Genomic DNA, 25,375 nt, shown 5'->3' with positions numbered 1-25,375 from the left:
CGCCCCGCTCCCGACCGGCCCTGTAGACTCGGCGCGGCATCGCGGGGCGGGTGCGCCCGTCGCGAAACCGCGCGCCGGAAAGCCCGTGCCGCGCTGCCGCAACGGCCGCCGGCACGAACCCGTGTGATACATTTCAACGTCAGTCTGCAAAACTACCATATCGCCGCCCGTCCGCCGCATGTCCGACCGTCAGGAATCCGCCGTAGCTGCGCCCGAAGCGGGACCTCCGAAGCACGATCATCCGGTCTTGCGTCGCGTGTTCAGGGTGACGCTGGCAGTCGGGATCGGCACCTACTTCGTCGCGTCCGGCGCGTTCCTCGGGCTGCGCTACGTCCTGCTGCCCCGCATCGACGAATTCCGCCCGCGCATCGAGCGCGCGGTGTCCGACAAGCTCCACGCGCAGCTTTCGATCGGCAAGCTTTCCCCGAACTGGTCCGGCATGCAGCCGGGCGTCGAACTCACGAACCTGACGATCCGCGGCCATGATGGCAAGGTCGCGCTGTCGGTGCCGCATGCGACGGCCGCGCTGTCGTGGATGTCGCTGCTGCGGCTGTCGCCCGCGCTGTCGAGCCTGATCGTCGACCAGCCCGACCTCGTCGTCGCGCGTGCGGCCGACGGTTCGCTGAGCATCGCGGGCGTCGGCGTGGCGACCACCCACGGCGGCAACGACACGTTCGGCACGTGGCTGCTGAAGCAGGAAGCGATCGTGCTGCGCGGCGGCACGCTGCGCTGGCGCGACGCGCAACATGACGCGCCGGAGCTCGTGCTGTCGGGCATCCGGCTCGCGGTGCTCAACAACGGCCGCGTGCACAAGGCCGCGCTGCAGGCGCCTGCCAACGGCACGCTGCTGCTCGGGCCGCTCGATTTCCGCGCACGCTTCAGGCACAAGCCGCTCGCGCCGATTGGCAAGCCGTCGAACTGGGCGGGCGACGCGTACCTGTCGACGGGCCCGGTCGACCTGCAGACGCTGGCGCGCTACCTCGACGTGCCGCTCACGATCCACGCGGGCCGGATCGACAACGCGATCTGGGCCACTTTCAGCGACGGCCACCTGCACTCGGCGGGCGGCGACCTGCAGGGCGCGGACGTCGCGCTGCGCGTGCGCCCGACGCAGCCGCGGCTCGACGTGCCGACGGTCGGCTTCGGCTGGGACATGCAGCTCGACGCCGGCCACGACTACACGCTGCACCTGACGCGCTTCAACGCGGAGCTCGGCCAGCCGCCGCTGCCGGACGGCACGCCGCTTGCCCGCTCGCTCGCGCTGTCGACGCTGACGGCCCGCTACCGCGTGCCGACCGCGAACCAGGGGCAGTTGTTGAGCGTCGTGGGCGACCGCGTCGATCTCGGCATCCTCAGCGAGTTCATCCGCGGGCTGCCGCTGCCGGCGCGCCTGCGCAACGAGCTGATCAAGATCGACCCGCGCGGGATGGTGTCGAACTATCAGATCGAGGTCGAGCGCGCGAAACCCGCGCACGCCGAACTCGCCGACGAGGAGCGGCGCACGGGCGCCGCGCCGATCGTTCGATATCGCTTCCTCGGCGATCTGCAAGGCATCAGCTTCGCCGCGCAGGAACCGCCTCCCGGGCTCTCGCCGCGCGGTCACCCGCGGGCCGGCTGGCCGGGCGTCGAGAACCTGTGGGGCCGTGTCGATGCGAACGAGACGGGCGGCTCCGCACATTTCGACACGGTCAATGCAGCCGTCACGGTGCCCGGCGAATTCGACGAGCCGCGCCTGACGTTCGACCGGCTGCGCGGCAATGTGAAATGGACGATCACTCCCGAGCCCGGCGACAAGCACGCGCGCGTCGACGTATCGCTGCCCGACCTGCTCGTCTCGAACCCCGACGCCGAAATCGCGGTGTCCGGCTCGTACACGAACCCCGGCCACGGGCGCGGCTCGCTCGACCTGCGCGCCGATTTCGCCCGGGCGTCGGTGGCCCGCATTCCGCGCTACCTGCCGACCGGGATGTCCGAACACCTGCGCGACTATCTCGGCCACGCGCTGCAGGACGGCCAGGTGACCAAGGGCGCGTCGATCGTCGCCCGCGGCCCGCTCGAGAAATTCCCGTTCGAACACGAGCCGGACGCCGGCGTGTTCCACATCGTCGCGCCGTTCACCGGCGGCCGCTTCGAACCGACGCCGTACCCGCCGCGCAAGCTCGCGAACGGCACGCCGAGCGTCTGGCCGGCGCTCGACGGGATCGACGGCGTGTTCGAACTCGCGCAGAACAAGCTGCGTTTCGACATCCACCGCGCGCACTACAAGCGCGTCGCGCTGACGAAGGTCGCGGGCCGCATCGACGATCTCGGCAATCCGACCCACTCGCCGCTCATCATCGACGGCCATGCGCAGGGCCCGCTGGCCGACCTGATCGACTACGCGGACAACAGCTCGCTCGGTACGATGAGCGGGCATATCGGCCAGCGGATCGATGCGCAGGGGGCCGCGTCGCTTGCGCTCAAGATCACGATTCCGCAGCACGTCGCGCATCCGCATACGCACATCGAAGGCGCGCTCGCGTTCGGCGGCAACACGCTGACGACCAACGGCGTGCCGCCGCTCTCCGCACTGCGCGGCAGTGTCCGGTTCACCGAGGCCGGCGCGTCGCTGCACGACCTGTCGGGGCGCTTCCTCGGCGGCCCGGTGCGCGCGAACGGCAACTTCCAGTCGCACGGGCCGTACACGGTGGACGTCGACGGCCGGCTCGCGCTCGACGCCGCGCGCGGCCTGAACCTGCACGGCCCGGCCGCCGCACTGCTCGAGCACGTGGTCGGCGACGCACCATACAAGGTCGCCGTGCGCGGCGCGCCGGGCCGCCTGCCCGACATCAGCGCGCATTCCGACCTGACCGGCGTCGCGCTGAATTTCCCCGCGCCGTTCGCGAAGGCGGCCGGCACGCCGATGCCGTTCAGCTTCACGCTGCAGCCGGCGCCGCAGGAGGACGGCAAGCGCCTCGAGCACGCCGACCTGACGCTCGGCCCCGTGTCCGCGACCTACCTGCTCGACGCAACGCGCGGCCAGCCGCTGCGCGCGGTGCGCGGCGCGATGGGCATCCACCGGATGCCCGACATGCCGCAGGACGGCGTGAGCGCGGCCGTCGACGTCAACGAACTGGACGCCGATGCGTGGCTCGCGCTTGCCCATACGCTGAAGTCCGAGACGCCGCGCGCACCGGAACCGCAGGCCGCGCCGCGCGTCGATTTCGCCAGTTTCGCGCCGAAGCGCTTCGCGTTCCATTTCGGCACGCTGAAGCTGCTCAAGCGCAACTGGGAAAACGTGATCGTCGGCGCGTCGCACATCGACGAGCTGTGGCAGGCGAACATCGCATCGAACCAGGTGTCGGGCTACCTGTCGTGGGCGCCCGGCGGCGGCCACAACGGCGCGGGCGTGCTGAACGCGCGGCTCGCGAAGCTCGTGATCCCGGACAGCGCGCAGCACGATCTCGTCGGCCGCGCGATGAACCTGCCGACGCCGACCGACCGCCCGATGCCGTCGATCGACCTGATCGTCGACCAGGTCGTCGCGCGCAACCACGACATCGGCCGCCTCGTCGTCAACGCGCGCAATATCGACGAAGCCGGCACGCCGGTCTGGCAACTCGGCAAGCTGGAGCTGTCGAACCCGGACGCGAAGCTGACGGCGACCGGCAACTGGCGCACGTCGCGCCGCGCGCTCGCCCGCGGCACCGACGAGAACGACGCACCGCGCCGCACCGTGTTCGACTTCAAGCTCGACATCGGCAACGCGGGCGCACTGCTCGACCGCGTCGGCCTGCCGCGCACGCTGGCGGACGGCCATGGCTCGGTTACCGGCAAGGTCGGCTGGCGCGGCGGCCCGACCGCGCTCGACTTCCCGTCGCTCGGCGGTCAGATCGCGCTCGATCTCGAACACGGCCAGATCCTGAAGGTCGATCCGGGCGCGGCAAAGCTGCTCGGCGTGCTGAGCCTGCAGAGCCTCGCGCGCTTCCTGACGCTGAATTTCCGCGACGTGATCGGCAAGGGGCTGCCGTTCGACAAGATCACCGGCACCGGCCAGATCTCGAACGGAATCGCCCGCACCGACGACTTCTCGATGATGACGGGGCCCGCGAACGTCACCGTGCGCGGTGCGGTCGATCTCGGCACCGAGACGCAGGACCTGCACGCGCACGTCGCGCCGAAAATCAGCGCGGGTGCCGCCGCGATCGGGGCGGCCATCATCAACCCGCTGCTCGGCGTCGGCGTACTGGCCGCGAACTACGCGCTGTCGGAGACGCTGTCGCGCGCGTTCGCGCTCGACTACGCGATCACCGGCTCGTGGGCGCACCCGCACATCGAGCGGGTGCGGGGCGATCAGGGTAAGATGAATCACGGTCCGGCCGATGCGGCGAACCATTGAGCCACACGCCGAACCGCGCACGGTGCCGGGCCGCACCCCATTTATGACGCAACCGATCCTGCGATGACCGACCACACCCGTTCCGCCACGCCCTTCCAGGTCGCCGCGCTGCAGATGGTGAGCACGCCGGACGTCGCGCGCAATCTCGCCGAAGCCCGCCGCCTGATCGCGGAAGCCGCCGGCGAAGGCGCGCAGCTCGTGCTGCTGCCCGAGTATTTCTGCTTCATGGGCCACCGCGACACCGACAAGCTCGCGCTCGCCGAACCGTACCAGGACGGCCCGATCCAGCACTTCCTCGCGGACGCCGCGCGTCGCCACGGCATCTGGGTGATCGGCGGCACGCTGCCTTTGAAGGCGCCGGAGCCCGATCGCGTGCTCAACACGACGCTCGTGTTCGATCCGTCCGGCAACGAAGCCGCGCGCTACGACAAGATCCACCTGTTCAACTTCGAGAAAGGCGACGAGTCGTTCGACGAGGCGCGCACGATCCGCGCGGGCGATACGGTCGTCGCGTTCGACGCGCCGTTCGGGCGGGTCGGCCTGTCGGTCTGTTACGATCTCCGCTTTCCGGAGCTGTATCGCAGGCTGGGCGACTGCGCGCTGATCGTCGTCCCGTCGGCGTTTACGTATACGACGGGCCGCGCGCACTGGGAAACGCTGTTGCGCGCGCGGGCAGTCGAGAACCAGTGCTACGTGCTCGCGGCCGCGCAAGGCGGCAAGCACGAGAACGGCCGGCGCACCTGGGGCCACAGCATGCTGATCGACCCGTGGGGCGAGATCGTCGCGGTCCGCGACGTGGGCGCCAGCGTCGTGCTCGGCGCGATCGATCCGCAGCGCATCGTCGACGTGCGCCAGAGCCTGCCCGCGTGGCGGCACCGCGTGCTCACCTGATTCCGGCCGCGCCGCTTGAAACGCCGCGCGGCCAACCCATCTGCCCAGAAGCACCCGACAACTTTTTGAGAAACCCCGATATCCGCATGAACATCATCGAACCCGGCATCCGCAACCTCGCGCTGGCGAAGGACATCCTGCTCACGCCGTACGGCCTCGACGAAAGCCTGCTCACGCGCACGATCGCCGACATCTTCACGCATCGCGTCGACTACGCGGACCTGTACTTCCAGGCGACCCGCAGCGAAGCGTGGAGCCTCGAGGAAGGCATCGTCAAATCGGGCAGCTTCAGCATCGACCAGGGCGTCGGCGTGCGCGCGGTCGCGGGCGACCGCACCGCGTTCGCGTATTCCGACGACCTGTCGCCGGAAGCGATCGCGCAAGCCGCTGCAGCCACCAAGGCGATCGCGGCAGCCGGCGGCGGCCGCCAGAAGATCAAGGCGGCGACGTCGCTGAAAGGCATCTCGGGCCGCGACCTGTACCTGCCGTCCGATCCGCTCGCGTCGCTCGACGCGACGGCCAAGGTCAAGCTGCTCGAGCGCATCGAGCAGATGGCACGCGGCCGCGACCCGCGCATCACGCAGGTGATGGCAGGCCTCGCCGGCGAATACGACGTCGTGCTGGTCGCACGCAGCGACGGCGCGCTCGCGGCAGACATCCGCCCGCTCGTGCGCGTGTCGGTCACGGTGATCGCCGAGCAGAACGGCCGTCGCGAGATCGGCTCCGGCGGCGGCGGTGGCCGCTTCGACTATGGCTACTTCACCGACGACGTGCTGTCGCGCTACGTCGACGACGCCGTGCATGCGGCGCTCGTCAACCTCGACGCCCGCCCCGCGCCGGCCGGCGCGATGACGGTCGTGCTCGGGCCGGGCTGGCCTGGCGTGCTGCTGCACGAAGCGATCGGCCACGGCCTCGAGGGCGACTTCAACCGCAAGGGCTCGTCGGCATTCGCGGGCCGGATCGGTGAGCGGGTCGCCGCGAAGGGCGTAACCGTCGTCGACGACGGCACGCTGCCGAACCGCCGCGGCTCGCTGAACATCGACGACGAAGGCAACCCGACGCAGTGCACGACGCTGATCGAGGACGGCATCCTGAAGGGCTACATCCAGGACACGCTGAACGCGCGCCTGATGAAGATGCCGGTCACGGGCAACGCGCGCCGCGAGTCGTACGCGGCACTGCCGATGCCGCGCATGACCAACACGTACATGCTGAACGGCGACAAGGATCCGCAGGAAATCATCGCGTCGGTGAAGAACGGCCTGTACGCGGTGAACTTCGGCGGCGGCCAGGTCGACATCACGAACGGCAAGTTCGTGTTCTCGGCGTCCGAGGCGTACATGATCGAGAACGGCAAGGTCACCTACCCGGTGAAGGGCGCGACGCTGATCGGCAGCGGCCCCGAATCGCTGAAGGACGTGAGCATGATCGGCAACGACATGTCGCTCGACTCGGGCGTCGGCGTGTGTGGCAAGGAAGGCCAGAGCGTGCCGGTCGGCGTCGGCCAGCCGACCCTGCGGATCGACAGGATGACGGTCGGCGGTACGGCATAACCGCATCGCGGCGCAGACATTCCGCGCATTTTGGAGAAAACGCGCGGAATGTCCGCATTTTCGACGTTTCCCGGTTGCCAGCCGCCCGGCGACGGGGTATAAATTCCGAATCAACTTTTTTGACGAACCGAATCTCCGTCATGTCCGCCAAGTTTTACTTTTACTTTTTTTGGTATCTCAGACCGCTGGCGGATCGAGAGGGTTGATGGCGCGTAAAGCGCAACCGAAATTCCCGAAAAAACCGCCGGCGAACCCGGCGGTTTTTTTTCGCCCTTCGCCACCCGGTCGCCGCCGCTGCGGTCCCGCGGCCTCGACCGAAACCACTGAATCGCTTGAATTGATGAATCTGCCGCACGCCCACTCGCACTGACCGAACGGCGCCCGGAACCAAGGAGAAACAGCATGCCCCCGCACAACACCGACGACGTCCGCATTCGCGAACTCAAGGAACTGACGCCGCCCGCCCACCTGATCCGCGAATTCGCGTGCTCCGAAGCCGCGTCCGAGCTGATCTACAACTCGCGCCAGTCGATGCACCGCATCCTGCACGGGATGGACGACCGGCTGATCGTCGTGGTCGGGCCGTGCTCGATCCATGACACGAAGGCGGCGATCGAGTACGCGGGCCGGCTGGTGAAGGAGCGCGAGCGCCTCAAGGGCGAACTGGAAATCGTGATGCGCGTGTACTTCGAGAAGCCGCGCACGACGGTTGGCTGGAAGGGCCTCATCAACGATCCGCACCTCGACAACAGCTTCAAGATCAACGAGGGGCTGCGCACCGCGCGCGAGCTGCTGCTGCAGATCAACGAGATGGGCCTGCCGGCCGCGACCGAATACCTCGACATGATCAGCCCGCAGTACATCGCCGACCTGATCGCGTGGGGCGCGATCGGCGCGCGCACGACGGAATCGCAGGTGCACCGCGAGCTCGCGTCGGGGCTGTCGTGCCCGGTCGGCTTCAAGAACGGCACCGACGGCAACGTGAAGATCGCGGTCGACGCGATCAAGGCCGCATCGCAGCCGCACCATTTCCTGTCGGTGACGAAGGGCGGCCATTCGGCGATCGTGTCGACGGCCGGCAACGAGGACTGCCACGTGATCCTGCGCGGCGGCAAGGCACCGAACTACGACGCGGACAGCGTGAACGCCGCGTGCGCGGACATCGGCAAGGCCGGCCTCGCCGCCCGCCTGATGATCGACGCGAGCCACGCGAACAGCTCGAAGAAGCACGAGAACCAGATCCCCGTCTGTGCCGACATCGGCCGCCAGATCGCGGCCGGCGACGCCCGCATCGTCGGCGTGATGATCGAATCGCATCTCGTCGAGGGGCGCCAGGACCTGAAGGAAGGCTGCGAGCTGACCTACGGCCAGAGCATCACCGATGCGTGCATCGCATGGGACGACAGCGTGAAGGTGCTCGAAGGCCTCGCGGAATCGGTGAAGGCGCGCCGCGTCACGCGCGGCAGCGGCAACTGATCGCCTCGTCTGCCAAAGCAAAAAAGCCCGGCTGGCGCCGGGCTTTTTCATTGGCCGGAGGCAATCCTCCCGTGCATCACTCGAGCGCGCCCGAACCGAAGATTTCGGTGTTCACGCGTTCCGGCGCGACGCCGAGTGCGACGAGCGCGTCACGCTGCGCCTTCATGAACCCGATCGGGCCGCAGATGTAGTAATCGGCATCCGGCACCAGCGCGTATTGCTGCACGCGTTCTGGCGTGAGGCGCCCTTCCAGGTCGTAGTCGATGCCGGCGCGATCGTTCGGGCCGACCAGTTCGTACAGCACCGTGCGCTTGACGTTCGCATGGTCGCGCACCGTATCGTTCAGCCAGTCGCGGAACGCGTGCACCGCGCCCGAGCGGCAGGCATGGACGAACCGCACTTCGCGCTGGCTGCCCTCGGCGATCAACGTCGACGCCATCGACATCATCGGCGTGATGCCGACACCGCCGGAGATCAGCACCACCGGCGTCTCGACGCCACGCTTCAGCGAGAATTCGCCCATCGGCGCGGTCACCTCGACGATCGCCCCCTCCTCCACGCCGTCGTGCATCAGCGTCGACACCTTGCCGGCCGGAATGACTTCCGGCTTGCCGGCTTCACGCTTCACCGAGATGCGCAGCCACTTGCCGTGCGGCGCGTCGGACAGGCTGTACTGGCGCGGCTGGTCGACGCCGAGGTCGCCGACGAAGCGCTTCACCGTGATGTACTGGCCGGGCTCGAACGTCGGTGCCGCGCCGCTGTCGGCCGGCGTCAGGTAGAACGACGTGATCTCGTCGCTTTCGCGCACCTTGCGCTCGACCTTGAACGGGCGGAACCCGCTCCACGCGGCGCCCGCGTACAGGTCGGCCTCGACGCCGATCAGGATCTGCGCGAGCTGGCCGTACGCGACGCGCCAGGCCTCGAGCGTTTCTGCATCGACCGCGTCGCCCAGCACTTCGACGATCGACGCGAGCAGGTTCTCGCCGACGATCGGGTAATGCTCGGGCCGGATGTTCAGGCTCGCGTGCTTGTGCGCGATCTTGGTCACGGCGCCGCCCAGCGCGCCGAGGTTGTCGATGTTCGCCGCATACGCGTAGACGGCCTTCGCGAGCGTTTCCGGCTGGCTGCCCGTCTTCTGGTGCGTCTGGTTGAACAGGTTCTTCAGTTCCGGATGGCGCGCGAACATGCGCTGGTAGAAGTGCTTCGTGATCGTCGCGCCGTGCACGGCGAGGACAGGGGCAGTGGCCTTCACGCGAGCCATCTGGTCAGCGGTGATGTGGGTCATGTTCGTTCTCCGTTAAACATGCACATACGATACATCTTTAAAAATGGACGCCCCTCGGGCAAATTGTCGCAGTGCGGCAAAGGGGCAAAACGTCAGCGGACCCGGCCGCGCTCCCACAGCACGTCCGAGCCGCCGTCGGTGCGGTTCAGCACGCGCGCCAGCACGAACAGCAGGTCCGACAGCCGGTTCACGTAGCGCCGCGGCGCATCGTTGAGCGTCTCGGTGCGCCCGAGCGCGACGATCGAGCGCTCCGCGCGGCGGCACACGGTTCGGCACACGTGCGCGAGCGACGCCGCGCGCGAGCCGGCCGGCAGGATGAATTCCTTCAGCGGCGGCAGCGTCGCGTTGTAGTCGGCGAGCCACCGGTCGAGACGCGCGAGATGCGTGTCGTCGAGCACGGTATGGCCGGGAATGCACAATTCGCCGCCGAGATCGAACAGGTCGTGCTGGATCGTCACGAGTGCCGTACGGATCTCGTCCGGCAACGTTTCGGCGAGCAGCACGCCGAGGTTCGAGTTCAGTTCGTCGACGTCGCCGATCGCGGCGATCCGCGTGTCGTCCTTGCCGATGCGCCGGCCGTCGCCGAGTCCGGTGGTGCCATCGTCGCCCGTGCGCGTGGCGATCTTGCTCAAGCGGTTGCCCATGCGAATGTCCTCTCGTGCGCGGCCGCGACGCGGCCCGGTTGTGTTCGACCGCGATTATCGCAGCCCGCGGAGGCGGGCGCAGCGGGCGTTACAGCGTAGAATGGGCCGAAACCCTGCAGCACGGGAGCCGGGCCGGCGCCAACGCGCTCACCGGGATCGACAAGGAGACGTACGTGAATCACCCTGCCCAGCCGGCCGCCACGCGCCGCCCCCTTCCCCCCGCCATGCTCGATGCGCTGCGCGCCGCCTTCGGCGAGCGCGTGTCGACTGCTGAAGCCGTCCGCGCCCACCATGGCCGCGACGAATCGCCGTTCGACCCGCAACTGCCCGACGCCGTCGTGTTCGCACACAGCGCGGACGACGTGCGCGAAGTCGTGTCGCTATGCTCGCTGTACAGCGTCCCGCTGATCCCGTACGGCGCCGGCTCGTCGCTCGAAGGCCACCTGCTCGCGGTGCACGGCGGCGTCTCGCTCGACCTGTCGGAAATGAACCGCGTGCTGTCGATCAACGCCGAAGACCTGACCGTGACAGTCGAGCCGGGCATCACGCGCAAGGCGCTCAACGAAGCATTGCGCGACACCGGCCTGTTCTTCCCGATCGACCCGGGTGCCGACGCGAGCATCGGCGGGATGACCGCAACGCGCGCATCGGGCACCAACGCCGTGCGCTACGGCACGATGCGCGAGAACGTGCTCGGCCTGACCGCCGTGCTCGCCGACGGCCGCGTGGTGAAAACCGGCTCGCGCGCCCGCAAGTCGTCGGCCGGCTACGACCTCACGCGACTGTTCGTCGGCTCCGAAGGCACGCTCGGCGTGATCACGGAGATCACGCTGCGCCTGCATCCGCTGCCCGAAGCCGTATCCGCCGCGATCTGCACGTTCCCGTCGATGGGCGACGCGGTGCGCACCGTGATCGAGACGATCCAGATCGGCGTGCCGATCGCGCGCGTCGAATTCGTCGATGCGCTCGCGGTGCGCTCGATCAACCGCCATTCGAACCTGACGCTGACCGAAGCGCCGACGCTGTTCTTCGAATTCCACGGCACCGAGGCCGGCGTGAAGGAACAGGCCGAACTCGTGCAGGCGCTCGCCGGCCAGAACAACGGCCAGGGCTTCGAATGGGCGACCCGCCCCGAAGACCGCAGCCGGCTCTGGGCCGCCCGCCACAACGCGTATTTCGCGATGCTGCAGTTGAAACCCGGTTGCCGCGCGGTGACGACCGACGTATGCGTGCCGATCTCGCAGCTCGCCGCGTGCGTCGAGGAAACCGAAGTCGACCTGCGCGCGTCGTCGCTGCCCTGCCCGATCGTCGGCCACGTCGGCGACGGCAATTTCCACGTCGCGATCCTGATCGACCCCGACAAGCCGGAAGAAATCGCCGAAGCCGAGCACATCAACGACCGGATCGTCGAGCGCGCGCTGCGCCTCGGCGGCACCTGCACGGGCGAGCACGGCGTCGGGCTGCACAAGATGCGCTTCCTGCCGAAGGAGCACGGCGACAACGCGATCGATACGATGCGTGCGATCAAGCTCGCGCTCGATCCGCGCAACCTGATGAATCCGGGCAAGATTTTCACGTGCTGACACGGCGGCGCGACGCCGCGCCGCCTGCTGCAGGAGACCCAATGAACGCTCCCGTCGAACTGTCGAGCGCGGCACGCGCGCAGCGCCAGCGTGAAGTCGTGCAGGCGCTGATGGCCGTGCTGCCGACGCACTGCCTGCTGTACCGCGACGAAGACACGGCGCCGTACGAATGCGACGGCCTGTCCGCGTACCGCCGCCTGCCGCTCGCGGTGGCGCTGCCCGAAACGGAATCGCAGGTACAGCGGATCGTGCAGATCTGCCGTCGCATGGAAGTGCCGATCGTGCCGCGCGGCGCGGGCACGAGCCTGTCGGGCGGTGCGTTGCCGATCGCGCTCGGCGTCGTGCTGTCGCTGGCGCGCTTCACGCGCATCGTCGAAGTCGATCCTTACGCGCGCACGGCGACCGTGCAGCCCGGCGTGCGCAACCTCGCGATCTCGGAAGCCGCCGCGCCGTACGGCCTGTATTACGCGCCCGATCCGTCGTCGCAGATCGCGTGCACGATCGGCGGCAACGTCGCGGAAAATTCCGGCGGCGTCCACTGCCTGAAATACGGGCTGACCGTGCACAACGTGATGCGCGTGCGCGCGGTGACGATCGACGGCGAGATCGTCGAATTCGGCTCGCTCGCGCTCGACATGCCGGGCCTCGACCTGCTCGCCGTGATGATCGGCAGCGAAGGGATGTTCGCAATCGTCACCGAGGTCACGGTGAAACTGATCCCGAAACCGCAAACGGCCCAGCTCGTGATGGCGAGCTTCGACGACGTCGTCAAGGGCGGCGAGGCCGTCGCGGCGATCATCGCGTCGGGGATCATCCCGGCCGGGCTCGAAATGATGGACAAGCCGGCCACGCAGGCCGTCGAGGCGTTCACGCACGCAGGCTACGACCTCGAGGCGAAAGCGATCCTGCTGTGCGAATCGGACGGTACGCCGGAAGAAGTCGCGGAAGAGATCGTGCGGATGACGGCCGTGCTGCGCGAGCATGGCGCGACGCGCATCCAGGTATCGCGCAACGAACACGAGCGGCTGCGCTTCTGGTCGGGCCGCAAGAATGCGTTCCCGGCCGCCGGCCGGATTTCCGCCGACTACTACTGCATGGACGGCACCGTGCCGCGCCGCGCGATCGGCCCGCTGCTCGCGCGCATCGAACAGCTCGAAACGCGCTACGGGCTGCGCTGCATCAACGTGTTCCACGCGGGCGACGGCAACATGCATCCACTGATCCTGTACAACGCGAACGATCCGGACGAACTGCACCGCGCCGAGCAGTTCGGCGCGGAAATCCTCGAATGCTGCGTGGAATTCGGCGGCAGCGTGACGGGCGAGCACGGCGTCGGCATCGAGAAGCTCAATTCGATGTGCGTACAGTTCTCGCCGCAGGAGCGCGATGCGTTCTTCGCGGTCAAGCGCGCGTTCGATCCGGCGGGGCTGCTGAACCCGGACAAAGGCATCCCGACCCGTGCGCGCTGCGCCGAGTACGGGCGCCAGCACGTGCGCGGCGGGCTGCTGCCGCACCCCGACCTGCCGCGTTTCTGAGCGTCGCGCGCGGTACGCGGCCCGTGCCGGCAGCCGGGTCGCGGTGGACGGCCGCGCCCGAGTGGCCCGTTCGCGCGAAGGCTCAGGCATGCGGCCTGCAATACCGGGCTTAGGGATAGTCGCGATGTGGAATCGCGCCACCCCGGTACAATCGACCGAACAACAAGTCGAGGCAGCAACAGAACATGGAAGAGGACGACATCGTCGCCGGATGGGCCGAGCGCATCCGCGCCGCCAGTGCCGACGGCCGGCCGTTGCGGATTCGCGGCGGCGGCACCAAGGACTGGTACGGCCAGGCGCTCGAGGGCGAAATACTCGACACACGCGCGTTTCAGGGCGTCGTGTCGTACGACCCGGCCGAACTCGTCGTCACGGTCCGCGCGGGCACGCCGCTCGCGCAGCTTGAAACCGTCCTCGCCGAGTGCGGCCAGATGCTGCCGTTCGAGCCGCCGCACTTCGGCCGCTCGGCCACCGTCGGCGGCTGCGTCGCGGCCGGCCTCGCGGGCCCGCGGCGTGCCACCTGCGGCGCACCGCGCGATTTCGTGCTCGGTGTCACGTTGATGAACGGCCGCGGCGAAATGCTGCGTTTCGGCGGTCAGGTCGTGAAGAACGTCGCGGGATACGACGTGTCGCGCCTGATGGCCGGCGCGCTCGGCACGCTCGGGCTGATGCTCGACCTGTCGATCAAGGTCCTGCCGATGCCCGTCGCCGAAGTCACGCTGAAGTTCGAGATGACCGCGACCGACGCTGTGCGCAAGCTCAACGAATGGGGTGGTCATCCGCTGCCCGTCAGCGCGAGCGGGTGGCGCAACGGCACGCTCGTGCTGCGCCTGTCGGGTGCCGAAGCGGCCGTGAAATCCGCGAAGACGCTGCTCGGCGGCGAAGTCGTCGACGCGGTCGAGGCCGAACGCTTCTGGGCCGGTCTGCGCGAGCATACCGACCCGTTCTTCAACGGCATCCCGCCCGGCTATGCGCTGTGGCGCCTCGCGCTGCCGTCGATCACCGAACCGATGCACCTGCCCGGCACCCAGCTGATGGAATGGGGTGGCGCGCAGCGCTGGTGGATCACTGACGCCGACGCGCAGACCGTGCGAATGAGCGCGAAGCAGGCCGGCGGCCACGCGACGCTGTTCCGCGCGGGCGACGCGTACGACCGCAGCGCGGGCGTGTTCACACCGCTCCCCGCCCCGATGATGAAAATCCACCGCGGGCTGAAGGCCGCGTTCGATCCCGCGCGCATCTTCAACCGCGGCCGGCTCTACCCCGATCTCTGAGGGCTCGATGCAAACGAACCTCGCCGATTTCATCCGCAATACGCCCGACGGCGACGAAGCCGACGCGATATTGCGCAAGTGCGTGCATTGCGGGTTCTGTACCGCAACCTGCCCGACCTACCAGTTGCTCGGCGACGAACTCGACGGCCCGCGCGGCCGTATCTACCTGATCAAACAGATGGTCGAAGGCGCGCCCGTCACGCGCAGCACGCAGCAGCACCTCGACCGCTGCCTCACGTGCCGCAGCTGCGAGACGACCTGCCCGTCCGGCGTCCAGTACGGCCGGCTCGTCGAGATCGGCCGCAAGCACGTCGAGGCGCAGGTGCAGCGCCCGGTGCAGCAGCGTCTCGTGCGCCGCCTGCTCGCGAGCCTCGTGCCGAACGAGGCGCTGTTCTCGCCGGTGATGCGGCTCGGCCAGCACGTGCGGCCGCTGCTGCCGAAGCGCCTGCGCGACAAGGTGCCGCCGCGCACGCGGCTGCTCGAATGGCCGCACCTCACGCATACGCGCAAGATGCTGATGCTCGGCGGCTGCGTGCAGCCGTCGATGCTGCCGAACATCAACATCGCGACCGCGCGCGTGCTGGACGCGCTCGGCATCGAGACGGTCGTCTCGCCCGATGCAGGCTGCTGCGGCGCGATCCGCCTGCACCTGAACTATCACGACGAAGCGCTCGACGACGCGCGCCGCAACATCGACGCGTGGTGGCCCCATGTCGAACAGGGCGTCGAGGCGATCGTGATGAACGCGTCGGGCTGCGGCGCGACGGTGCTCGAATACGCGCACCTGCTGCGCGACGACCCGGCCTATGCGGAGAAGGCGCAGCGCATCGTGTCGCTCACGCGCGACATCTCCGACGTGCTGCTCGCGTTCGAGGCGGAGCTCGCGACGCTCGCGCGGCGCCGCGCGATCCATACGGTCGCGTACCACCCGCCGTGCACGCTGCAGCACGGCCAGCAGTCGCGCGGCAAGGTCGAACGCCTGCTCGAGACGCTCGGCATCGACGTGCGGCTGCCGGCCGACAGCCATCTGTGCTGCGGGTCGGCCGGCACCTATTCGCTGACGCAGCCGTCGCTGTCGTACCGGTTGCGCAAGCAGAAGCTGCTGAAGCTGCAGGCGCTCGAACCGCAGATGATCGTCTCCGGCAACGTCGGCTGCATCGCGCACCTGCAGAGCGGCACCCAGATTCCGGTCGCCCACTGGATCCAGCTCGTCGAACATCTGCTGTACGGCTAGGGCCCGCTCATGCGAATGACGGGCGGGTGCTGGGCCTCGCGCACGGCGTCCGTATAATGAGCGGATCGATGCGTCGCGTGCCGCGGCGCATCCACACCATGCCTGCTTCCGTGCCTGCTTTCGTGCCCGTCATGTCCGATCTCGCCGCCCGTCTCGAATCCGTTCATCAGCGCATCGCCGACGCCGCCCGTGCGGCCGGCCGCGATCCCGCCACCGTGTCGCTGCTCGCCGTGTCCAAAACGTTTCCCGCCGACGATGTGCGCGCCGCGCATGCGGCCGGGCAGCGTGCATTCGGCGAAAACTACGTGCAGGAATCGATCGACAAGATCGATGCGCTCGCCGACCTGCGCGCGGACCTCGAATGGCATTTCATCGGGCCGCTGCAATCGAACAAGACGCGCCCGGTTGCAGAGCGCTTCGACTGGGTCCACTCGGTCGACCGGTTGAAGATCGCGCAGCGCCTGTCGGAACAGCGCCCCGCGCACCTGCCGCCGCTCAATGTGTGCGTGCAGGTGAACATCAGCGGCGAGGCGTCGAAGAGCGGCGTTGCACCGGCGGACGTGGCCGAGGTTGCACGCGCGGTCGCCGCGCTGCCGTCGCTGCGGCTGCGCGGCCTGATGGCGATTCCCGAACCGGCCGGCGACACCGAAGCGCAACGCACACCGCATCGTGCGCTGCGCGCGCTGTTCGACACGTTGCGCGCCGACGGCCTGCCGCTCGACACGTTGTCGATGGGCATGTCCGCCGATCTCGACGCGGCCGTGCTCGAAGGCGCGACGATCGTGCGCGTCGGCACCGCGATCTTCGGCGCGCGCGATTACTCGCACTGAACGCCGCACCCCTTACGCCCTACCGTTCACTCACTCGCTCATTCGGACATCATGAAAATCGCATTCATCGGCGGCGGCAACATGGCCGCGGCCCTGATCGGCGGCCTGATCAAGCGCGGCGTCGCCGCTGACGGCCTGTATGCCATCGACGTCAACGAAGAGGTGCGCGCGCGCGCCGCCCAGCAGTTCGGCGTGCGCACCGGCGCAGCCATCGACGCGACGCTCGCCGACTACGACGCGGTCGTGCTCGCGGTGAAGCCGCAGGTGCTGAAGGACGTCGCGCAGGCGCTCGCGCCGCACCTGAAGTCGCAGCTCGTGATCAGCATCGCGGCCGGCATTCGCGGCACGGACCTCGCGCGCTGGCTCGGCGGCTACGACCGCATCGTGCGCACGATGCCGAACACGCCCGCGCTCGTCGGCATGGGTGTGACGGGCCTCGCCGCGCTGCCGGGCGTCGACGCGGCGGGCCGCGAACTCGCATCGAACGTGCTCGGCGCGGTCGGCGAGATCGTGTGGTTCGACGACGAGTCGAAGCTCGACGCGGTCACCGCGATCTCGGGCAGCGGCCCGGCCTACGTGTTCTATTTCATCGAAGCGCTGCAGGAAGCCGCGCGCCAGCTCGGCATGAACGACGAACAGGGGCGCGCGCTCGCGGTCGCGACGTTCACCGGCGCCGCGCAACTCGCCGCGCAATCGGGCGAGCCAGCGAGCGTGCTGCGCGAACGCGTGACGTCGAAGGGCGGCACGACAGCCGCCGCGCTCGCGTCGTTCGACGCACAAGGCGTGAAGGATGCGATCGTGCGCGGCGCGCTTGCAGCCGAGGCACGCGCGAAGGAAATGGGCGACGAGCTCGGCCGCGCGTAAGCGCGCCGGGGCGGTGCCGGCCCGGTTGCGCCGCACGGGCCGCCCCCTTTGCCTTGCTCGACCAACAAAAAAGCGGCCCAGGCCGCTTTTTTGTTGCCGCGATCCGCACGACATGACGCCGGCGGACAGATCGGGACGCTCAGCTCCCAGCCAGCAGGTAATGCGCGGCAATCCCCGCGAACAGCACGCCACCGAGCCAGTTGTTGTGCCGGAATGCCGCGAAACACGGCATCCGCTCGCGGTCCTTGATCAGTGTGTAGTGATACAGCGCGCAGCCGACCGCCGCCGCCCAGCCGGCCCAGTACGCGAGGCCGAAACCGAGCGTCACGCCGATCCATACGTAGATACCGAGCGTCACCGCATAGCACAGCATGACGGCCGCGACGTCGAAGCGGCCGAACGTCAGCGCGGACGTGCGGATGCCGATCTTGATGTCGTCGTCGCGATCGACCATCGCGTATTCGGTGTCGTACGCGACCGACCAGAAAATGTTCGCGATCAGCATCACCCACGCGATCGTCGGTACCGTGTCCTGCACGGCCGCGAACGCCATCGGGATGCCGAAGCCGAACGCGATGCCGAGATACGCCTGCGGAATCGCGAAGAAGCGCTTCATGAACGGATACGAGCCCGCGACGAACAGCGCGACGACGGACAGCTGCTTCGTCAGCGTGTTGAGCGGCAGGATCAGCAGGAACGAGATGAATGCGAGCCCGACCGCGATCGCGATGGCTTCCCACGCGCGAATCTTGCCCGACGTCAGCGGCCGGTCGGCCGTGCGCTTCACGTGGCGGTCGAAATCGCGGTCGGCGTAATCGTTCATCGCGCAGCCGGCCGAACGCATCAGCAGCGTGCCGAGCGAGAAGATCACGAGCAGCGGCCAGCGCGGGTGGCCGTCGGACGCAATCCACAGCGCGTTGAGCGTCGGCCACAGCAGCAGCAGGCTGCCGATCGGCTTGTCCATCCGGACGAGCCGCAGATACAGGGGAAAGCGGGCAAGCATGGCAAAGCACCGGGAAGATAACCCCGGCATTTTAGAGCCGAGCGGTGCTTCGCGTCATGTGGGCGCGGCTCGCGGGCGGTAGCAGCCGAACGCCGGCGCGCTGCCAGCGCCCGCCGCACCTGGCCGAGCCGCGAATCGCACCAATCAAGGGACAGAGCCGACACACGCGCGGATCCGTCTGGCGGATCGGTGTGGGCGCGGCCCGATGCGTGTGGATCAATCAGGGCCGGAGTCGGCATGCGCAGGCTTCGGCCAGCCTTCCGCGATGTTCTTGCGGGCCTTGTCACTGATGCCGATATTGATCCGGGCCGCGTGAGTCTTCACGGACATGTTCCGGACTCCTTATTCAATGAGCCAGGGCAATGAAAGCGAATCGGACTACCTGCCTACAGATACCGCAGTTACCGCACTACCCGCACGCACGGCTCGCCACGATACGTGGCGCGTGAAACGCCGCGCTCAGGCAGCCGCGATTGCGTGCACCGCCTGCGACGCCAGTTCGGCCGCACCGCCGATGACGATCGCGAATCCGACTACGTACCGCGCGATCTCGGCCGGCGACGCCAGTACGGCGCGCATGTTCAGCATCATTTGCGTCATGATCGTCACTCCTTCAACGAAACTCAGGGTCTGGAAGAAACGGCCGGTCGGGCGACCGGCCGTTTCCCGTTACTGCCTCACTGCCCTACTGCACGGCGATGCTTACGCGAGGTCGAAGCGGTCGAGGTTCATCACCTTGTTCCAGGCCGCGACGAAGTCGTGCGCGAACTTCTCCTTCGCATCCGCGCTGCCGTACACCTCGGCCAGCGCACGCAGCTGCGCATGCGAGCCGAAGATCAGGTCGACGCGCGAGCCCGTCCACTTGACCTGGCCCGTCGCACGATCGCGCCCTTCGAACACGTCGTTCGCGGCCGACACCGGCTTCCATTCCGTGCCCATATCCAGCAGGTTCACGAAGAAGTCGTTCGTCAGCGCTTCCGGACGGTCGGTGAACACGCCCTGCTTCGCATCGCCGGCGTTCGCACCCAGCACGCGCAGGCCACCGACGAGCGCCGTCATCTCGGGCGCGGTCAGCGTCAGCAGTTGCGCCTTGTCGACCAGCAGCGCCTCGGCCGGCGTCTGGTACGCGTGCTTCAGGAAGTTGCGGAAACCATCCGCGACCGGCTCGAGCACGGCCATCGCTTCGATATCGGTCTCTTCCTGCGTTGCATCCGCACGGCCCGGTGCGAACGGCACCGTCACCGCGACGCCCGCGTTCTTCGCTGCCTGCTCGACGCCGGCCGCACCGGCCAGCACGATCAGGTCGGCGAGCGACACCTTCTTGCCGCCCGTCTGCGCGTCGTTGAACGCCTTCTGCACGCCTTCGAGCGTTGCGAGCACCTTCGCCAGTTCAGCCGGACGGTTCACTTCCCAGTCCTTCTGCGGCGCCAGGCGGATACGCGCACCGTTCGCGCCACCGCGCTTGTCCGAACCGCGGAACGTCGCAGCCGACGCCCATGCGGTCGACACGAGCTGCGACACCGACAGGCCCGATGCGAGCACCTTCGCTTTCAGCGCCGCGACGTCGGCGTCGTCGATCAGCTTGTGGTCGACGGCCGGAATCGGGTCCTGCCACAGCAGATGCTCGGCCGGCACGTCCGGGCCCAGATAGCGGGCACGCGGGCCCATGTCGCGGTGCGTGAGCTTGAACCAGGCACGTGCGAACGCGTCGGCGAACTCGGCCGGGTTCTCGTAGAAGCGGCGCGAAATCTTCTCGTAGGCCGGATCGAAACGCAGCGACAGGTCGGTCGTCAGCATCGTCGGGCGATGCTTCTTCGATGCGTCGAATGCGTCCGGAATCACGTCGCCGGCGTCCTTCGCGACCCACTGGTGCGCGCCGGCCGGGCTCTTCGTGAGCTCCCATTCGTAGCTGAACAGGTGCTTGAAGAAGTCGTTGCTCCACTGCGTCGGCGTCGACGTCCACGTGACTTCGAGGCCGCTCGTGATGGCATCCTTGCCCTTGCCCGTGCCGAACGTGCTCTTCCAGCCAAGCCCCTGCTCTTCGAGACCCGCGGCTTCCGGCTCGGCGCCGACGTTCGAGGCCGGACCGGCGCCGTGCGTCTTGCCGAACGTGTGGCCGCCCGCGATCAGCGCGACCGTCTCTTCGTCGTTCATCGCCATGCGCGCGAACGTCTCGCGGATGTCATGCGCGGCGGCGACCGGGTCAGGGTTGCCGTCCGGGCCTTCCGGATTCACGTAGATGAGGCCCATCTGCACCGCGGCGAGCGGGCTTTCGAGATCGCGCTTGCCCGAGTAGCGGCTGTTCGGGCCACCGCTCAGTTCCAGCCAGATCTTTTCCGAGCCCCAGTACACGTCGTCCGGTTCCCACGTATCGACGCGGCCGCCGGCATAGCCGAAAGTCTTGAAGCCCATCGATTCGAGCGCGACGTTGCCGGTCAGGATCAGCAGGTCGGCCCACGAGATGTTGCGGCCGTACTTCTGCTTGATCGGCCACAGCAGCCGGCGCGCCTTGTCGAGGCTTACGTTGTCCGGCCAGCTGTTGAGCGGCGCGAAGCGCTGCTGCCCGCCGCCCGCGCCGCCGCGGCCGTCGGCCGTGCGGTACGTGCCGGCGCTGTGCCAGGCCATGCGGACGAACAGGCCGCCGTAGTGGCCGAAGTCGGCCGGCCACCAGTCCTGCGACGCCGTCATCAGCGCGTGCAGGTCCTTCTTCACCGCCGCAAGGTCCAGCTTCTTGAACGCTTCGGCGTAGTCGAAATCCTTGTCCATCGGATCGGACAGCGCCGAATGCCGGTGCAGGATGTTCAGGTTAAGCTGATTCGGCCACCAGTCCTTGTTCGTCGTGCCGCCACCAGCGGTGTGGTTGAACGGGCACTTCGTTTCGTTCGACATGCGATTTCTCCTTGGCTTGCTCGTATGACTCCACTCGTTCGCTCCGGCGGCATGCCGGGTGCGGTGGGTGGAGTGTCATTGCGGGGATGGGAAACGGAACAGGTTGGTCCTCCTGTCGTACTACGGGATGTCGTGCGAGACCTGTGGCGTGCGCGCCCGCTGCGATGTGCCGCAGGCGGGGCGCTCGGGGAACCGGCTGCCGGCAGGCGTCGTGCCGGCGCTGCGGGCGGTATTCCAGCTTTCAGACATGCGATGCTCCCTCATGGCTTGACGGCAGGTGAATCGGGGGAACACTGAACCGGCGCGCGGCGGCGTTCAGCCACCATACACACGGTCCGCCAGGTACGCGAACGCAATCGGACGCAGGCTGCGAACCGCCGCCCTGGCGCGATGTACGACCGCGTCGCGCGACGGGATGTTCCGCTGCGCGTGCTGCAATACCGACCGCATCATGACATCCTCCTTTGGCGCTTGCATTCAACATGCTGACCCGTCGTCGACACGACGCCGATCCATGTAGAAGATTCTATATTCGACTATCGTTTATTTGAATTTGATTAATTTCATCTATGCGATAGAGAAAAATAAACGGGGTCGCAAGACCCCGTCCATCGTGCTGCCACACGCGCATGCTGCTGCGGGCTCAGTTCATCGTCGCCGGCATGTCGAGCTTCGCGACGCCCGGCAGTTCGCACGCGGCAATCGCGTCGCTGATCGCGTCGATCGCGGGCATCCGCGTGAAGCTCTTGCGCCACACGAGCACCACGCGGCGGTCGGGCACCGGCTCGTTGAACGGCACGTACGACAGGAGTTCGGCGTCGGGGCCGTTCGCGCGCGGGCCGACCTCGGCGACCGACATGCGCGGCAGCACGGTGATGCCGACGCCGCTTGCAACCATGTGGCGAATCGTCTCGAGCGACGAGCCCTCGAAGGTCTTCTGGATGCCGTCGGCGGTCTGCGAGAAGCGCATCAGCTCCGGGCACACGCCGAGCACGTGATCGCGGAAGCAGTGGCCGTTGCCGAGCAGCAGCATGGTTTCCTGCTTGAGATCCTCGGCGTCGATTTCCTCGCGCTTCTCCCACGGATGGCCGGCGGGCAACGCAACGACGAACGGTTCGTCGTACAGCGGGCGCACCATCAGGCCGGTTTCCGGAAACGGCAGCGCCATGATCGCGGCGTCGATCTCGCCCTGCTTCAGCAGTTCGAGCAGCTTCAGCGTGTAGTTTTCCTGCAGCATCAGCGGCATCTGCGGGACGCGCTGGATCATCTGCTTGACGAGCGTCGGCAGCAGATAGGGCCCGATCGTGTAGATCACGCCAAGGCGGAACGGGCCGACCAGCGGATCCTTGCCCTGCTTCGCGATCTCCTTGATCGCGAAGGTCTGCTCGAGCACGCGCTGCGCCTGCGTGACGATCTGATCACCGATCGGCGTCACGCTCACTTCGCTCGCGCCGCGTTCGAAAATCTGCACGTTGAGCTCGTCTTCGAGCTTCTTGATCGCCACCGACAGCGTCGGCTGGCTCACGAAGCATGCTTCGGCCGCGCGGCCGAAATGCCGTTCGCGCGCGACCGCGACGATGTATTTCAATTCAGTCAGCGTCATTGTGGGTCAATCAGAGATATACAAGCGATAGGTTTAATTTATACACCCTGTGACACCGGTTCGCCAAGTTTCTCTGCATCGGAATGCTTCAAACGGCGGTTTTAAATCCGGCCCCGACCCGCGGATCAGGCCTTCAGATACTGCTCCCGCGCGCCGAGCCAGCGTGCGAGATGCTGCGTGACGATCTCGGGATACGCGGCAATCAGCCGCGTCGCGGCGTCGCGGGCCGGATCGATCAGCCAGCCGTCGGTCTCGAGGTTCGCGAAGCGCAGCATCGCCGCGCCCGACTGGCGGGCGCCGAGGAATTCGCCGGGGCCGCGGATCTCGAGGTCGCGCCGTGCGATCTCGAAGCCGTCGGTCGTCTCGCGCATCGTCTTCAGCCGCTCGCGGCCGGTCAGCGACAGCGGCCCCGTGTACAGCAGCACGCACACCGACGCCGCGGTGCCGCGCCCGACCCGGCCGCGCAACTGGTGCAGCTGCGCGAGGCCGAAACGCTCCGCGTGCTCGATCACCATCAGCGACGCGTTCGGCACGTCGACGCCGACCTCGATCACGGTCGTCGCGACGAGCAGCTGCACGTCGTTGCGCGTGAACGCTTCCATCACGGCCGCCTTGTCGGCCGGCGACAGCCGGCCGTGCACCAGCCCGACCTTCAGCTCCGGGAGCGCGGTGGCCAGCGTCTCGTAGGTTTCGACGGCCGTCTGCAACTGCAGCGTCTCGCTCTCCTCGATCAGCGGGCACACCCAGTACACCTGGCGCCCGGTCAGCGCGGCCTCGCGCACGCGGGCAATCACCTCCTCGCGCCGCGCATCGCCGACGAGGCGTGTCAGCACGGGCGTGCGGCCCGGCGGCAACTCGTCGATCGTCGAGACTTCGAGATCGGCGTAATACGTCATCGCGAGCGTGCGCGGAATCGGCGTGGCCGACATCATCAGCTGGTGCGGCTGGAAGTCGCGCGCGCCGTTGGCTGCATTCGCGGCCTTCGCACGCAGCGCGAGCCGCTGCTCGACGCCGAAGCGGTGCTGCTCGTCGACGATCACGAGGCCGAGCCGCGCGAATTCGACCGTGTCCTGGATGATCGCGTGCGTGCCGATCACGAGCTGCGCGGTGCCGAGCGCGGCCGCCTCGATCGCCGCGCGCTTCTCCTTCGCCTTCAGGCTGCCCGCAAGCCACGCGACCGTGACGCCGAGCGGCTCGAGCCACGCGCGCAGCTTGCGCGCGTGCTGTTCCGCGAGGATTTCGGTGGGCGCCATCAGTGCAGCCTGGTAGCCGGCGTCGATCGCCTGCGTGGCGGCCAGCGCTGCGACAACCGTCTTGCCGCTGCCGACGTCGCCCTGCAGCAGGCGCTGCATCGGGTGCGCGAGCGTGAGGTCATTTGCGATTTCGTCGACGACCCTCGCCTGCGCGCCTGTCAGCGTGAACGGCAGCGCACCATAGAGCCGCGTCGTCAGTGAATCGGCATCGGTCGCGGTGCGGCGCGGCATCGCAGGTGCCGCACGCGTGCGGCGCTCCTCGTGTGCGCGCTTGAGCGACAGCTGCTGCGCGAGCAGTTCCTCGAACTTGATGCGCGTCCACGCCGGATGCGAACCGTCCATCAGCGCGGCTTCGTCGGAATCGACACGCGGGTGGTGCAGGATGCGCACCGCCTGCTCGAGCGTCGGCACGTCGAGCGGCTTCAGGTAGTCACGCTGGATCTCGGGCGGCAGCAGCTCCGGCAGCGGCGTGCGCTCGACCGCGTTCTCGATCGCCTTGCGCAGATAGGCCTGCGACACGCCGGCCGTGCTCGGATAGACGGGCGTGAGCACCTGCGGCAGCGGCGCATCGGCTTCGACGACGCGCACCGCCGGATGCACCATCTCCATCCCGAAGAAACCGCCGCGCACGTCGCCGCGCACGCGCAGGCGCTGGCCGACGGCCATCTGCTTGACCTGCGAGCCGTAGAAATTCAGGAAGCGCAGCACGAGGTGCTCGCCGTCGTCGTCCTGGATCTTCACGACCAGCTGGCGGCGCGGCCGGTAAGCGACCTCGTTGTCGAACACGACGCCTTCGGCTTGCGCGATGCCGCCCGGCAGCAACTCGCCGATCGGCGTGAGCGTGGTTTCGTCCTCGTAACGCATCGGCAGATGCAGCACGAGATCGATCGAGCGCGTGAGGCCGAGCTTCGCGAGCTTGTCGACGGTCTTCACCGGTTTGTCGGCAGCCGGCTTCTTCTTGCGCTTCGCGCCGGCCGCACCTGCTGCGTCGCTCGCGGCGTCATCGGCATCGGCATCGGGCGCGGCGGCAGCCGGCTGCGCGAGCCTGCCGTCGGCGCCACGATTCGGGCCGGCGCGGCG

General features: G+C 68.0%; 18 protein-coding genes. 10 read left to right on the top strand and 8 right to left on the bottom strand.

Annotation, left to right across the window (positions count from 1 at the left end; translation table 11 throughout):
• Positions 1–178: 178 nt before the first annotated feature.
• The 4 genes from G3O00_RS23735 (at position 179) to aroG (ending at position 8,298) form a co-directional block, all read left to right on the top strand.
• Positions 179–4,378 (top strand): AsmA-like C-terminal region-containing protein, encoded by a 4,200-nt coding sequence (locus G3O00_RS23735; RefSeq protein ID WP_206144494.1) that lies wholly within the window; start codon positions 179–181, stop codon positions 4,376–4,378.
• Positions 4,379–4,441: 63 nt separating this feature from the next.
• On the top strand, positions 4,442–5,269 hold the full coding sequence (locus G3O00_RS23730; protein WP_174931008.1) for a carbon-nitrogen hydrolase family protein: 828 nt from the start codon (positions 4,442–4,444) through the stop codon (positions 5,267–5,269).
• 86 nt (positions 5,270–5,355) lie between these two features.
• Positions 5,356–6,822: a metalloprotease TldD gene (tldD, locus tag G3O00_RS23725; protein ID WP_011351014.1), complete on the top strand. Its 1,467-nt coding sequence runs from the start codon at positions 5,356–5,358 to the stop codon at positions 6,820–6,822.
• A gap of 402 nt (positions 6,823–7,224) precedes the next feature.
• Positions 7,225–8,298, top strand: coding sequence for a 3-deoxy-7-phosphoheptulonate synthase AroG (gene aroG, locus G3O00_RS23720; protein WP_206144493.1), 1,074 nt, complete (start codon positions 7,225–7,227; stop codon positions 8,296–8,298).
• A gap of 76 nt (positions 8,299–8,374) precedes the next feature.
• Here aroG and hmpA read toward each other — a convergent pair whose 3' ends face one another.
• On the bottom strand, positions 8,375–9,583 hold the full coding sequence (gene hmpA, locus G3O00_RS23715) for an NO-inducible flavohemoprotein (protein ID WP_206144492.1): 1,209 nt from the start codon (positions 9,581–9,583) through the stop codon (positions 8,375–8,377).
• Between the two features lie 92 nt (positions 9,584–9,675).
• Entirely contained in the window at positions 9,676–10,227 is a 552-nt protein-coding gene (locus G3O00_RS23710) for a cob(I)yrinic acid a,c-diamide adenosyltransferase (RefSeq protein WP_039361370.1), read from the bottom strand.
• A gap of 173 nt (positions 10,228–10,400) precedes the next feature.
• Between G3O00_RS23710 and G3O00_RS23705 the strand changes: the two genes are divergently transcribed.
• From G3O00_RS23705 to proC, 6 genes are all read left to right on the top strand, one after another.
• Positions 10,401–11,810 (top strand): FAD-linked oxidase C-terminal domain-containing protein, encoded by a 1,410-nt coding sequence (locus tag G3O00_RS23705; RefSeq protein ID WP_174931006.1) that lies wholly within the window; start codon positions 10,401–10,403, stop codon positions 11,808–11,810.
• 41 nt (positions 11,811–11,851) lie between these two features.
• Positions 11,852–13,345, top strand: coding sequence for an FAD-linked oxidase C-terminal domain-containing protein (locus G3O00_RS23700; protein ID WP_011351007.1), 1,494 nt, complete (start codon positions 11,852–11,854; stop codon positions 13,343–13,345).
• 185 nt (positions 13,346–13,530) lie between these two features.
• The gene (gene glcE / locus G3O00_RS23695) at positions 13,531–14,619 is read left to right on the top strand and encodes a glycolate oxidase subunit GlcE (protein ID WP_089494126.1); all 1,089 of its coding nucleotides are present in this window, start codon (positions 13,531–13,533) and stop codon (positions 14,617–14,619) included.
• Positions 14,620–14,626: 7 nt separating this feature from the next.
• Entirely contained in the window at positions 14,627–15,853 is a 1,227-nt protein-coding gene (gene glcF / locus G3O00_RS23690) for a glycolate oxidase subunit GlcF (RefSeq protein ID WP_011351005.1), read from the top strand.
• 131 nt (positions 15,854–15,984) lie between these two features.
• The gene (locus tag G3O00_RS23685; RefSeq protein WP_206144491.1) at positions 15,985–16,683 is read left to right on the top strand and encodes a YggS family pyridoxal phosphate-dependent enzyme; all 699 of its coding nucleotides are present in this window, start codon (positions 15,985–15,987) and stop codon (positions 16,681–16,683) included.
• Positions 16,684–16,734: 51 nt separating this feature from the next.
• Positions 16,735–17,547 (top strand): pyrroline-5-carboxylate reductase, encoded by an 813-nt coding sequence (gene proC / locus G3O00_RS23680; protein ID WP_174931004.1) that lies wholly within the window; start codon positions 16,735–16,737, stop codon positions 17,545–17,547.
• 139 nt (positions 17,548–17,686) lie between these two features.
• On the opposite strand, the gene ubiA is transcribed toward proC, so the two are convergent.
• The 6 genes from ubiA to recG form a co-directional block, all read right to left on the bottom strand.
• Entirely contained in the window at positions 17,687–18,550 is an 864-nt protein-coding gene (ubiA, locus tag G3O00_RS23675; protein ID WP_174931003.1) for a 4-hydroxybenzoate octaprenyltransferase, read from the bottom strand.
• A gap of 459 nt (positions 18,551–19,009) precedes the next feature.
• Positions 19,010–19,150, bottom strand: a complete 141-nt coding sequence (locus G3O00_RS23670; protein ID WP_174931002.1) for a hypothetical protein — start codon at positions 19,148–19,150, stop codon at positions 19,010–19,012.
• A 102-nt stretch (positions 19,151–19,252) separates the two neighbouring features.
• Positions 19,253–21,439, bottom strand: a complete 2,187-nt coding sequence (gene katG / locus G3O00_RS23665; RefSeq protein ID WP_174931001.1) for a catalase/peroxidase HPI — start codon at positions 21,437–21,439, stop codon at positions 19,253–19,255.
• Positions 21,440–21,559: 120 nt separating this feature from the next.
• Positions 21,560–21,688, bottom strand: coding sequence for a hypothetical protein (locus tag G3O00_RS43955; RefSeq protein WP_277399302.1), 129 nt, complete (start codon positions 21,686–21,688; stop codon positions 21,560–21,562).
• Between the two features lie 394 nt (positions 21,689–22,082).
• Positions 22,083–23,042 (bottom strand): hydrogen peroxide-inducible genes activator, encoded by a 960-nt coding sequence (locus tag G3O00_RS23660; RefSeq protein WP_011351000.1) that lies wholly within the window; start codon positions 23,040–23,042, stop codon positions 22,083–22,085.
• Between the two features lie 125 nt (positions 23,043–23,167).
• Positions 23,168–25,375, bottom strand: a 2,208-nt coding sequence (recG, locus tag G3O00_RS23655) for an ATP-dependent DNA helicase RecG (protein WP_206144490.1), incomplete at its 5' end; no start/stop codon positions are given.

The sequence above is a fragment of the Burkholderia sp. Ac-20384 genome, from assembly GCF_017104605.1.
GTDB classification, from domain to species: domain Bacteria; phylum Pseudomonadota; class Gammaproteobacteria; order Burkholderiales; family Burkholderiaceae; genus Burkholderia; species Burkholderia lata.
This window is presented reverse-complemented; position numbering and strand designations above follow the sequence as displayed.